The sequence below is a fragment of the Cronobacter sp. EKM101R genome (assembly GCF_963888145.1).
GTDB classification, from domain to species: Bacteria; Pseudomonadota; Gammaproteobacteria; order Enterobacterales; family Enterobacteriaceae; genus Cronobacter; species Cronobacter turicensis.
Genome location: NZ_CAWPHW010000005.1, coordinates 11,350 through 23,030 on the forward strand (window position 1 = coordinate 11,350; position 11,681 = coordinate 23,030).

Genomic DNA, 11,681 nt, shown 5'->3' on the forward strand with positions numbered 1-11,681 from the left:
ACGCGGTGGGTGCGCTGCGCTTACCCACCCTACGGCGGATTAAACCCGTAAGACGAACACGCGGTGGGTGCGTTGCGCTTACCCACCCTACAACGGATTAAACCCGTAAGGCGAACACGCGGTGGGTGCGCGCCGCTTACCCACCCTACGGCGGATTAAACCCGTAAGAGGAACACGCAGGGTGGGTACGCTGAGCTTACTCACCCTACAACGGATTAAACCCGTAAGAGGAACACGCGGTGGGTGCGCGCTGCTTACCCACCCTACAACGGATTAAACCCGTAAGAGGAATACGCGGTGGGTGCGCGCCGCTTACCCACCCTACAACGGATGAAACCCGTAAGGCGAACATGTAGGGCGGGTAAGCGCAGCGCACCCGCCGTTCCCGCGCCCATTCGACACCCGCCGTTCCCTCAATCATCACCCGCCTGGCGGCCTCCTGATATCCCCACCTTCCAATACTTCCTCTGGTTAATTACTTATACTCATCAAAGGAGCGGCATCGTGTCTGCTTCCTGGGAAAACACAACGATAAGGAGAAGCCGTGTTAACGCTGTTACACCTGCTTTCTGCTGTGGCGCTGCTGGTCTGGGGCACTCACATCGTGCGTACCGGCGTCATGCGCGTCTTCGGCGCGCGCTTAAGAAGCGTACTCAGCCGCAGCGTTGAGAAAAAACCGCTCGCTTTCTGCGCGGGCATTGGCGTGACGGCGCTGGTGCAGAGCAGCAACGCCACCACGCTGCTGGTCACCTCGTTTGTCGCGCAGGATCTGGTGGCGCTGACGCCCGCGCTGGTCATTGTTCTCGGCGCTGATGTCGGTACGGCGCTCATGGCGCGCGTGCTGACGTTCGATCTCTCTTGGCTCTCGCCGCTGCTGATTTTTATCGGCGTCATCTTCTTTCTTGGCCGCAAACAGAGCCGTGCAGGCCAGCTGGGGCGCGTTGCTATCGGCCTTGGGCTGATTTTGCAGGCGCTGGAGCTTATCGTGCAGGCGGTCACGCCCATCACCCAGGCCTCCGGCGTGCAGGTGATTTTCGCCTCGCTCACCGGCGATATCATGCTCGACGCCCTGATAGGCGCCGTATTCGCGGTCATCAGCTACTCAAGCCTGGCGGCGGTTCTGCTGACCGCGACGCTCACCGCCACGGATGTCATCTCATTTCAGGTCGCGCTCTGTCTGGTGATTGGCGCAAACCTCGGCTCCGGCCTGCTGGCGATGCTCAATAACGGCGCCGCCAGCCCTGCGGCGCGGCGCGTGGCGCTCGGCAGCCTGCTGTTTAAGCTGGTGGGCAGCCTGCTGGTGCTTCCTTTCGTGCCTCTTCTGGCGCAAACCCTGCACAGGCTACCGGTGGAAGAGTCGGAACTGGTTATCTATTTCCACGTCTTTTACAACCTCATCCGCTGCCTCGTGATGGTGCCTTTCGCGGGCATGATGGCGCGGCTCTGCCAGCGCATTATTCCGGATACCCCGGAAACCGATCTGCGCATGAAGCCCCGGCACCTTGACCCGAGCGCGCTGGACACGCCGGCGCTGGGCCTTGCCAACGCCGCGCGCGAAACGCTGCGCATCGGCGACGTGCTGGAGCAGATGCTGGAGGTCTATGGCAAAGTGATGCACGGCGAACCGCGCCAGGAGAAAACGCTGCGACGGCTCGCCGACGACGTGGATGTGCTCTACACCGCCATTAAGCTCTATATGGCGCGCATGCCGAAAGAAGATCTGGCGGAAGAAGAGGCGAAACGCTGGGCGGAAATCATCGAGATGTCGCTGAACCTCGAACAGGCGGCGGATATTCTTGAACGCATGGGCAGCGAAGTGGCGAACAAATCGCTGGCCGCGCGCCGCGCGTTTTCACCCGAAGGCGTGAAAGAGCTGGATACCCTGCTGGAGAAACTCACCGCCAACCTGAAGCTCAGCCTGTCGGTCTTTTTCGCCGGCGACGTACCGAGCGCCCGACGCCTGCGGCGCCACAAACACCGTTTTCGCATCCTCAACCGCCGCTACGCCCATGCGCATGTGGACCGGCTGCATCAGCAAAACGTGCAGAGTATTGAAACCAGCGCCCTGCATCTGGGGTTACTTGGCGATATGAAGCGCCTGAATTCGCTGTTCTGCGCTGTGGCCTACAGTATTCTCGAACAGCCGGACGACGATGAGGAGCGGCTGGAAGAATAATCTGGAAGACATGCCGTAAGATGACAAAAAACCTCGCTGACGGCGGGGTTTTTTATTTTATCGTGAAGGCCGGACGCTGTTTTTTATACCCATATAGGTATAATCAGAGGGAACGCTACATGATAAAACCGTTGTTTTGGGTCGGGCAGGCCAGAAAAGATCTTCAGGCGCTGCCGGAGGATGTACAGGATCTTTTTGGCTATGCGCTTTATCTTGCGCAGCAGGGCAGACGCCATCCGCAGGCCAGGCCGCTTAAAGGTTTTGGCGGCGCGGGTGTGCTTGAGGTCGTGGAGGATTATCAGGGGAATGCCTTTCGGGCGGTCTATACCGTTCGTCTGGGCGAGGCGATTTATGTCCTGCATGTATTCCAGAAAAAATCCCCTTCCGGGATTGCCACGCCCCGACCGGAGATGGAAAAAATTGAACAGCGGCTGAAAGCTGCGCAACGTCACGCCGGAGGCTGAAAATGACAGCAGACATTGAATGCAGTAATGGAAATGTTTATGACGATCTCGGGCTTATCGACGCCGAGGAGATGCAGCTAAAAGCGCAGCTGGCGATGGCGATTAGTGACATTCTCAAAGCGCGCGGCTTAACTCAACAGGAGGCGGCCCGCCTTCTGGGAATGACCCAGCCGAAACTCTCTCAGCTCCTGCGCGGCCAGTTTCGCGGCATCAGTGAAACGAAAATGATGGCCTGCCTGATGCGCCTGGGACAGGATATCAGTATCGTCGTCGGCGAAGCACCACAGGCACGCGGGACTATGCGCCTGGTCTATCCGTCGGCATAACACCGTTCGGGAGACGCTGGCGATGGCGGCCTAACGTCTGCCGCGCACGTGCGTGCTGGCAGACCATGAAAAGGTCGCGTCGCTATCCGGTTTATACGACTGCGCTTTTTTCTGCTTGCGCGTCTGCTTCGCCGCCTGTTCGCGCTGCGCCATCAGCTTGTCGATATACTCTTTTTTGACGTGGTTGGCTTCCGAATTCGTGAGCGGGCGGCCATGAGCGATACGGGCGCGGTCGAGCAGGGTTTTTAACTCGCGCTGTTCGCTTTCCGTCATCTCTTTCTGGGTCAGTCGGGGCAGGGACATAAGGGCGACTCCTCAGGGGGTGAGCCGCCAGTGTAACGCAACGCCGCAGGTAACTCAGTAAATAAGCCCGGTTTTTCCGGGCTTATTTGATCAGCGCGAGGTACGCTGCGCGTTTTTTTCGTTTCCGTCCACCGGTTTGCCGGACCAGTAGCCCGCCAGCAGCGAGCCGGAGAGGTTATGCCACACCGAGAACAGCGCGCCAGGCAGGGCCGCGAGCGGCGAGAAATAGAGTTTGCCGAGGGCGGCGGCGAGCCCGGAGTTTTGCATCCCCACTTCAATCGCCAGCGTCCGGCAGGTGGATTCGTCAAAGCCAAACAGGCGTCCGCCCCAGTAACCGCCGAGCAGGCCGATGCTGTTATGCAGAATGACCGCCACAATCACCATCAGCCCGACGGACGCGATATGCGAAGCGGAGCCCGCCACCACGGCGCTGATAATCGCCAGAATGCACAGCATCGAAAACGCGGGCAGGTACGGCTCCACCGCTTTCACCACGCGCGGGAACAGATGGTGCACGATAAGCCCGAGCGCAATCGGGATCACCACGATTTGCAGGATACTCAGCAGCATCCCCATCACATCCACCTGGATATGCGCGTCAACATAGAGACGCGTCAGCAGCGGCGTGGCCACCACACCCACCAGCGTTGAAACCGACGAGATAGTCACCGACAGCGCCACATCGCCTTTCGCCAGATAGATCATGACATTAGACGCCGTGCCGCTCGCCACGCTCCCCACCAGCACCATTCCGGCGGAGAGATCCGGCGGCATATGGAACAGCATCGCCAGCAGCCAGGCGGCCAGCGGCATCACCAGATAGTGCAGGAAAATCCCTGCCGCTACCGGCGCGGGCCGCGACAGCACGCGTTTAAAATCGTCGAGTTTCAGGTGTACGCCCATGCCGAACATAATCAGCATCAATAACGTGCTGACCCACGGGCCGATGGGCGTAAACGTGGAGGGCGTGTAATAAGCAATAACCGAGAGCAGCAGCGCCCAGAGCGGGAACAGCCGGGTGAGTGTCGCGAGCATCGTGTTTTCCTTGCACCCCGTAGTGAGCCGTCGCCGTAACGCGGCATCCGCCGGGAGAGAATGTTGTGTTGTGTCGTTATAAACAGGCCGGGATCGAGCCCGGCCATTGGTATTGTTTATCGTGCGAAGGAAAGTTATTCAAACAAATTATGATGAAAAGCCCTCATTCAGGGGCTTTAACCTGCTCCCAGCTCAGCCCAAAGCGCGCCAGATATTTACGCAGGCGGTCGGCGTCGTTGGGGGTGGTTTTCTTCTGGCGCGAAACCGCAAACAGCGTGCGTCCGGCCTCCGAGAGCGAGGCGCTGCGACGGCACACGGCAACAACCGCCGCCAGCTGGTCGCGGTCGAAGAGATCGAGCGTCGCGGTATCGACGGGCAGCGCGGCGGCGGGGCTAGCGAGCGGCCGCCAGCTTGCGCTAAGGCGGGCGATTTCTTCCTCGACTAACGCGTCGGTAATACGCCCCTGTTCGGCAAGCGTCGCCATGCGCGCCACCGAGCTGCCCAGCTCGCGAAAGTTACCCGGCCAGCGCGCCTGTGGCGAGCAGGTGAAGGCGAGATAATTTTCACGCGCGGTTTTATCAAAACGGATCTGCGTCTGCTGCTGCGCCGAGAAGCGCTGTAGCTCATATTCGACGTTCGGCGCGATATCCTCACGGCGCTCGGCGAGGCCCGGCAGCGCAAAGGCCCACATATTAATGCGCGCGTAGAGATCTTCGCGAAAGCGCCCTTCAGCGACCCACGTCGCCATATCGCGGTGCGTACCGGCGATCAGCTGGAAATCGCTCTGCACTTCTTTATCCGAGCCGAACGGGAAAAAGGTTTTTTCCTCAATCGCTTTTAGCAGCATCGCCTGCTCATCGAGCCCCAGCTCGGCTATCTCATCCAGAAACAGCACGCCGCCGTCGGCCTCGCGCAAAAGCCCTGGCCGCGCCTGTTGCGCGCCGGTAAAAGCGCCCTTCACGTGGCCAAACAGCGTCGACATCGCGTTATCGCCGCGAAGCGTCGCGCAGTTCACTGACACCAGCTTTCCCTGTACCAGATGCCGCGCCTGGCGCAGCTGGTAAATGCGCTTTGCGAGAAACGATTTCCCCGCGCCGGTCGGCCCCGTCAGCAGAATGGGCGCGGTGGATCGCAGCGCCACGCGCTCGATCTGGTCGATCAGGCGGTTAAAGGTGGCGTTACGGGTATCGATGCCGGATTTGAGAAACGATATCGACTGCTGCTGCTCGCGCTGGAAACGGCTCGTCAGCGTGGCATAGCGGCTTAAATCAAGGTCAATGACCGACGCCGTGCCGATGGTTTTCTGCTCTTCATCCTCGCCGTGGCGATCGGGGCTGGTCTGTAACAGCGCCGCCGGGAGATAACGCGCTTCGGTCAGCAGGAACCAGCAGATCTGCGCTACGTGCGTACCGGTGGTGATATGCACCAGATACTCTTCGTTATCGGTATCAAAGGGATAGCGCGTGGCGAAATCCAGCAGGGCGGCGTACACCTCCTCAAAATCCCACGGATCGTCCATCACCACGGTGTGTGGGCGCACTTCGGTATGCGGGGAAACGATCGCGATATCTTCCATGACCCGCTCTGCGAGCGACACGTCACTCGCCTGATACAGCAGTTCAAAGCGGTCGACAGGTAAACCGGGCTGCTGGCATAGCGCGACGGACGGGCGCCATTTATTCCAGCGGTTGGCGCGTTTACCGCGCCGGTCCAGCACGGTGCCCAACATGCCAATCACCACGCGACGCTTTTGCATGTTTTATCCTTAAAGATAAATAACGATATGGAAAGATAAATCATAACCCTTTCTGTTATGGCCGTCGCGCATCGCATTAAATATTTAATCATTAATAATCAATAGATTAAAAATTTATTTTTCCCTTAAGCGAAACTGGCACGCTTCTGGCAATTATGACGTTGTCAGCACGCTGGGTATGCAGGGGCTTATGACCCCGCCGGCGCACCAGGAACGGTAACACGTTATCCAGGGGGCGTTCCGCCAGTGCAATGACGCGGAAAACTGTCGGTTTTATCAGGTTCGACTCCTGAATTTTCGTTCTCCTTCCAGAGAAACATTAGAAGCAGTACCCCGGCGGTTGAGTCGTTAGCGACCGCCACACACTGACGCCGGTAACGGCGCCGGGCGGCAGGCAGAAAAGACCGGAACAGAGGTTGCTTCCCCCTCCCGCTTCGCGCCGTTATTCGCGTCAGCCACAACAGTAAGGGAAAAAAATGAATAACAAAGTGACGATTCGTAAGGGCCAGCTGGGTTTACTGGCAAAACAGGGCGATTTTTATCAGGTGCTGGAAGCGGGCGAGCATCGCCTGCCGTGGTTTAACAAACCGGACGTGACGCTGGTGGAGATGAACAGCGGCGACGTGGCGCCTGAACTGGCCGACTATCTGCGCCGTTTTCAGCCAGAATGGGTAGAGACGTATTGCCTGGCGGTCGATACCGCCGATAACGAAACCGCGGCGCTGTGGCGCAATAACGTGCTGGTGGAAATTATCCCGCCAGGCGCGCGCCGTCTCTTCTGGCGCGACGGCGACAGCCTGCGTGCCGCGCATATGGATACCAGCGACGTGCAGGTGCCGACGGAGATAATGACCGCGGTGCTGCAACCGCGCGGTCGCGATGCGGCGGTGAAAGGGCGCGACGCCATCCTGACCGTCAATGTGCCCGCCTGGCACGTGGGCGTGCTGAAAATCGACGGCGTCACCCAGCCGCTGCTGCCGCCAGGCTTAAGCGCGTACTGGAAAATCAACCATCTGGTGGAGGCGGAAGTCATCGATACGCGCCTTCAGGCGATGGAAGTGTCCGGTCAGGAGATCCTGACCAAAGATAAAGTGAACCTGCGCATTAATCTGGGGGCCAACTGGCGCTACCAGGAGGTGTTGCAGGCCTACAGCCAGCTCACTAAACCGCTGGAGCATTTATACCGCGAGCTGCAGTTTGCGCTGCGCGAGGCGGTCGGCACCCGCACGCTCGATGAGCTGCTGGAAAATAAACAGGTTATCGACGACGTAGTGAGCGCGCAGGTCATCGCACGCATGGCGCCGTTTGGTATCGAAGTGGCCTCGACCGGCGTAAAAGACATCGTGCTGCCGGGCGACATGAAAACGATTTTGTCGCGGCTGGTGGAAGCGGAGAAATCCGCGCAGGCCAATGTTATCCGCCGTCGTGAAGAGACCGCCGCGACCCGTTCGCTGCTGAACACCGCGAAAGTGATGGAAAACAACCCGGTCGCGCTGCGACTGAAAGAGCTCGAAACCCTGGAAAAAGTGGCGGAGCGTATCGATAAGATCTCCGTATTCGGCGGCCTGGATCAGGTGCTGCACGGGCTGGTACAGATTAAAGGGGTATGACAATGCAAGAAAATCACTATCAGACGCTGGCGCAGGCTAACGGCGCGCCGGTAAAAATGTGGACCCACGGCGTGCCGGTAGAGCCGGAAGCGCGTGAGCAACTGCTGAAAACGGCGAAAATGCCTTTTATTTTTAAACATCTCGCTGTGATGCCGGATGTGCATCTGGGTAAAGGCTCGACCATCGGCAGCGTGATCCCGACCAAAGGGGCGATTATCCCGGCGGCGGTAGGTGTGGATATCGGCTGCGGGATGATCGCGGTGCGCACGTCGCTGGTGGCGCGCGATCTGCCGGATAACCTGAGCGGGCTGCGCAGCGCCATCGAGCAGGCCGTCCCGCACGGGCGCACCACAGGACGCGGTCAGCGTGATAAAGGCGCGTGGTCGAACACGCCGCAGGATGTGGATCATCACTGGGCGCCGCTTGCATCGCGCTTTAAGCGCCTGACGGATAAATATCCCAACCTGTTGAAAACCAATAATCATCAGCATCTGGGAACGCTCGGTACGGGTAACCACTTTATCGAGATCTGCCTTGATGAGCAGGAGCGCGTCTGGGTGATGCTGCACAGCGGATCGCGCGGCGTGGGTAACGCCATCGGCACCCATTTCATCGGGCTTGCGCAGAAAGATATGCAGCGACACATTGCGAATCTGCCGGACCGCGATCTCGCCTATTTTGAAGAGGGCAGCAAGCATTACGCCGATTACATCGAGGCGGTCGAATGGGCGCAGGATTTCGCGCGCCAGAACCGTGAAGTGATGATGAACCGCGTGCTGGCGGCGCTCTCTGCCATCATTACAAAGCCGTTTATGACGCAGCAGGAGGCCGTGAACTGCCACCATAACTATGTGCAGAAAGAGACGCACTTTGGCGAAGAGATCCTGGTGACGCGCAAAGGGGCGGTATCGGCGCAGAAAGGCCAGATGGGGATCATTCCGGGCTCCATGGGCGCCAAAAGCTTTATCGTGCGCGGGCTGGGTAACGAAGAGAGCTTCTGTTCATGCAGCCACGGCGCAGGGCGCACCATGAGCCGTACCGCGGCGAAAAAACGCTTCACGGTGGAAGATCACATTCGCGCGACGGCGCACGTTGAGTGCCGTAAAGACAGCGAGGTGATCGATGAGATCCCGATGGCGTATAAAGACATCGAGGCCGTCATGGCCGCGCAATCGTCGCTGGTGGAGATCGTGCATACGCTGCGTCAGGTGGTATGCGTTAAAGGATAATGAAGGGTAACAACATGGAACTGAATGGTGTGGATGCCGCCATGCGCGAGCGCGTGCGGCAGGTGTTAAACGAGGTGGAGAAAAAGTATGGCGTGAAGGTGCTTTACGCCTGCGAATCGGGGAGCCGGGGCTGGGGCTTTGCCTCGCCGGACAGCGACTACGACGTGCGCTTTCTCTATGTGCATCCGCCGGAGTGGTATTTACGGGTCGATGCGCCGCGCGATGTTATCGAACTGCCCATCGACGACACGCTCGACGTCTGCGGCTGGGAGTGGCGCAAAGCGCTCGGGCTGCTCAAGCGGGCGAACCCGACGCTTATCGAGTGGCTCGATTCGCCGATAGTCTACCGGCAGGATGAGACTACAATCGGCGCGCTGCGCGATCAGGTGCCGCTCTGGTTCTCGGCTGAACGGGCGCGCTGGCACTACTACTCAATGGCCCGCAAAAACTTTCACAGTTATTTGCAGGGCGAGACGGTGCGACTGAAGAAATATTTCTACGTGCTGCGCCCGCTGCTGGCGGTGCGCTGGGTGGAAGCCGGTAAGGGCGCGCCGCCGATGCGTTTTCGCACGCTGCTGGATGGCACGGTGAGCGATCCGCTGCTGCGGGAAGAAATCGACGTACTGCTGGCGAGAAAGCAGCGTGCGGGCGAGGCTGAGTATGGCGCGGCGATGCCGCGGATACACGCGTTTATCGCCGCAGAACTGGCGCGCGGCGAAACCCCGCCTGAGCTGCCGCACAGCGAAAAAGCGCAGGCGAGTCTGTTAGATAAGCTGCTTTATGAAACGGTGATGGCCTGACAATGTCAGGCCATTTTTTTACTTATTCAAAAAGATTCTGGTGCAGCTTCTGGACGACCTGTTCGGCATCGTTGCCCGGCACCAGGAAGCAGAGGTTATAGCTCGACGCGCCGTAGCAAATCATGCGGATGTTAAACGGCTCCAGCACGCCAAACACCTCTTTGCCGACGCCGCAGGCTTTAGAGAGGTTGTTGCCAATCAGCGCCACCAGCGCCAGGTTTTCTTCCACCTCCACGCGGCAGAGCGAGGAGAGCTCGGTCAACAGCGCCTGAGTGAGCAGCGTGTCGCCGGTCGAGGTCGAGCCGGTGGTGTCGAGCGTCAGCGCCACGCTCACTTCCGAGGTGGTGATGAGATCGACCGAAATATTATGCCGCGCCAGGATGCTGAACACTTCCGCGAGGAAACCGCGCGAGTGCAGCATGTTCAGGCTATGGAGCGTCAACAGCGTTTGCTTACGGCGCAGCGCCAGCGCGCGGAACAGCGGCGGGTTGGTGGTTTTGTTGCACACCAGCGTGCCGCCCGCTTTCGGATCTTTACTGGAGCCGACAAACACCGGAATGTCGCTGCGCACGGCGGGCAGCAGCGTCGCCGGGTGCAGCACTTTCGCGCCGAACGTCGCCATCTCGGCGGCTTCTTCAAACGCGATTTCATCAATGCGTTTCGCGGCGGGCACCACGCGCGGATCGGTGGTGTAAATGCCCGGCACATCCGTCCAGATATCCACGCGGCGCGCTTTCAGCGCCTCGGCGAGCAGGGCGGCGGTATAGTCGCTGCCGCCACGGCCAAGCGTGGTGGTGCGTCCTTTGGCTTCGCTGCCGATAAACCCTTGGGTGATCACCAGCCCTTCCGCCAGACGCGGCGCGAGTTGCTGCGTGCAGAGTTCGGCAAGCGCCGCGACATCCGGCTCGGCGCGGCCGAAGCGGTCGCTGGTGCGCATCACTTTACGCACGTCAAACCAGCGCGCGTCCACGCCGCGCTCGCGCAGGATCTCGACAAACAGCAGGGTGGACATTAATTCGCCGTGGCTGACCAGCTCGTCGGTGAGCGCGGTTGAGGTCGCGAGCGACGCGGCTTCTGAAAGCGTGCCGATGTTTTCCAGCAGACGGTCAATTTCTTCGCGGATCACCGTTGGGTTTTGCAGGCGCTCCAGGATGTCGTACTGAATTTTGCGGATAGCGTCGAGCTTCACAAAACGCTCGGTCGCTTCGAGTCCTTCTGCCAGCGCCACCAGCAGATTAGTGATCCCGGCGGAAGCGGAAAGCACCACCAGACGGACGTGGCCGTCGTCCAGGACGACATCGGCGCTGCGGTTCATGGCGTCGAAATCCGCCACGCTGGTGCCGCCAAATTTAGCGACCACTAAAGAATCTGTCATAACAACCTCGTGTCAGGGCGCCATTCATCATGTATGGCGGAATCTGTTCAGCCTGGGCACAAGGAAAGCGCAGCAAAGGGGCGGACGCAGGAGGACAACACCAACGTTACGATACACCCAGAAGCGCTCCACCTTGCGAAACGTTCGACTGCCGTCGTTTCGGGTGACAGCCCAGGGGATTCAGCCCCTGCAGCCGATGACGCGCCTTACCAGACAGCACGCCACCTCGGCGTCGTTCCCCCTCACGTGTGGTCGTGGGACGGGTTCCTCGCACACGTTACCTGGCCGACGCGCCTCTTCCTTTGATTTTCTTCCTGTTTGTGGCTACGCGTGTGTTGGCTTTCCTCGCTCACCCCAGTCACATACTTTTGTATGCTCCCGGGGATTCGCTGCGTCGCCGCCTTCGCGTAACCCCAAACCGTTTGAAAATCGTGTTTATGTTCTGCTCGGGATTCGCTCGCTTACCGCCTTGCCACACCCCGAACTCCTCTGAAAAACGCTGACGCCGTGCGGTTGTCTTATCGCCGCAACACGGAAAACAAAAAGCGGGCGTCACTGGCGGCTTCAGGCTGCGTGAACGTTTGCTGAAACCGCGGAAAAAAGACCG

Annotated in this window: 10 protein-coding genes and 1 riboswitch; of the genes, 6 read left to right on the top strand and 4 right to left on the bottom strand. The window is 59.4% G+C overall.

What is annotated here, in order from left to right; all coding sequences use genetic code 11:
• Positions 1–544 precede the first annotated feature (544 nt).
• The 3 genes from AACV31_RS05860 (at position 545) to AACV31_RS05870 (ending at position 2,966) form a co-directional block, all read left to right on the top strand.
• Entirely contained in the window at positions 545–2,176 is a 1,632-nt protein-coding gene (locus tag AACV31_RS05860) for a Na/Pi cotransporter family protein (RefSeq protein ID WP_105538312.1), read from the top strand.
• A 119-nt stretch (positions 2,177–2,295) separates the two neighbouring features.
• Complete coding sequence (locus tag AACV31_RS05865; RefSeq protein ID WP_161589567.1) at positions 2,296–2,640, top strand: type II toxin-antitoxin system RelE/ParE family toxin; 345 nt, start codon at positions 2,296–2,298, stop codon at positions 2,638–2,640.
• Between the two features lie 2 nt (positions 2,641–2,642).
• Entirely contained in the window at positions 2,643–2,966 is a 324-nt protein-coding gene (locus AACV31_RS05870; protein ID WP_075199595.1) for a helix-turn-helix domain-containing protein, read from the top strand.
• 30 nt (positions 2,967–2,996) lie between these two features.
• On the opposite strand, the gene AACV31_RS05875 is transcribed toward AACV31_RS05870, so the two are convergent.
• The 3 genes from AACV31_RS05875 to rtcR form a co-directional block, all read right to left on the bottom strand.
• Complete coding sequence (locus AACV31_RS05875) at positions 2,997–3,269, bottom strand: DUF3811 domain-containing protein (protein WP_007764711.1); 273 nt, start codon at positions 3,267–3,269, stop codon at positions 2,997–2,999.
• 90 nt (positions 3,270–3,359) lie between these two features.
• Positions 3,360–4,304, bottom strand: coding sequence for a ketopantoate/pantoate/pantothenate transporter PanS (gene panS / locus AACV31_RS05880; RefSeq protein WP_007764709.1), 945 nt, complete (start codon positions 4,302–4,304; stop codon positions 3,360–3,362).
• Between the two features lie 163 nt (positions 4,305–4,467).
• On the bottom strand, positions 4,468–6,060 hold the full coding sequence (gene rtcR, locus AACV31_RS05885) for an RNA repair transcriptional activator RtcR (RefSeq protein ID WP_161589556.1): 1,593 nt from the start codon (positions 6,058–6,060) through the stop codon (positions 4,468–4,470).
• Positions 6,061–6,536: 476 nt separating this feature from the next.
• On the opposite strand from rtcR, the gene AACV31_RS05890 reads away from it, so the two are divergent.
• Genes AACV31_RS05890 through AACV31_RS05900 form a run of 3 tightly spaced genes read left to right on the top strand, consistent with a single transcriptional unit; the run spans position 6,537 to position 9,699 of the window.
• Positions 6,537–7,670 (top strand): slipin family protein, encoded by a 1,134-nt coding sequence (locus tag AACV31_RS05890; RefSeq protein ID WP_165156533.1) that lies wholly within the window; start codon positions 6,537–6,539, stop codon positions 7,668–7,670.
• A gap of 2 nt (positions 7,671–7,672) precedes the next feature.
• Complete coding sequence (locus AACV31_RS05895) at positions 7,673–8,899, top strand: RtcB family protein (protein WP_075199599.1); 1,227 nt, start codon at positions 7,673–7,675, stop codon at positions 8,897–8,899.
• A gap of 14 nt (positions 8,900–8,913) precedes the next feature.
• On the top strand, positions 8,914–9,699 hold the full coding sequence (locus AACV31_RS05900; RefSeq protein WP_161589553.1) for a nucleotidyltransferase domain-containing protein: 786 nt from the start codon (positions 8,914–8,916) through the stop codon (positions 9,697–9,699).
• 22 nt (positions 9,700–9,721) lie between these two features.
• Here the strand turns inward: AACV31_RS05900 and lysC are convergent, their stop codons facing one another.
• Positions 9,722–11,074, bottom strand: a complete 1,353-nt coding sequence (gene lysC, locus AACV31_RS05905) for a lysine-sensitive aspartokinase 3 (RefSeq protein WP_007764691.1) — start codon at positions 11,072–11,074, stop codon at positions 9,722–9,724.
• Between the two features lie 113 nt (positions 11,075–11,187).
• Positions 11,188–11,381, bottom strand: a riboswitch (Lysine riboswitch).
• Positions 11,382–11,681: the final 300 nt, after the last annotated feature.

Bases quoted from the DNA above. Each gene is read 5' to 3' on its own strand.
- panS (WP_007764709.1), bottom strand. From the start codon at position 4,304: ATGCTCGCGACACTCACCCGGCTGTTCCCGCTCTGGGCGCTGCTGCTC.
- AACV31_RS05890 (WP_165156533.1), top strand. From the start codon at position 6,537: ATGAATAACAAAGTGACGATTCGTAAGGGCCAGCTGGGTTTACTGGCA.
- rtcR (WP_161589556.1), bottom strand. From the start codon at position 6,060: ATGCAAAAGCGTCGCGTGGTGATTGGCATGTTGGGCACCGTGCTGGAC.
- AACV31_RS05895 (WP_075199599.1), top strand. From the start codon at position 7,673: ATGCAAGAAAATCACTATCAGACGCTGGCGCAGGCTAACGGCGCGCCG.
- AACV31_RS05875 (WP_007764711.1), bottom strand. From the start codon at position 3,269: ATGTCCCTGCCCCGACTGACCCAGAAAGAGATGACGGAAAGCGAACAG.
- AACV31_RS05865 (WP_161589567.1), top strand. From the start codon at position 2,296: ATGATAAAACCGTTGTTTTGGGTCGGGCAGGCCAGAAAAGATCTTCAG.
- AACV31_RS05870 (WP_075199595.1), top strand. From the start codon at position 2,643: ATGACAGCAGACATTGAATGCAGTAATGGAAATGTTTATGACGATCTC.
- lysC (WP_007764691.1), bottom strand. From the start codon at position 11,074: ATGACAGATTCTTTAGTGGTCGCTAAATTTGGCGGCACCAGCGTGGCG.
- AACV31_RS05900 (WP_161589553.1), top strand. From the start codon at position 8,914: ATGGAACTGAATGGTGTGGATGCCGCCATGCGCGAGCGCGTGCGGCAG.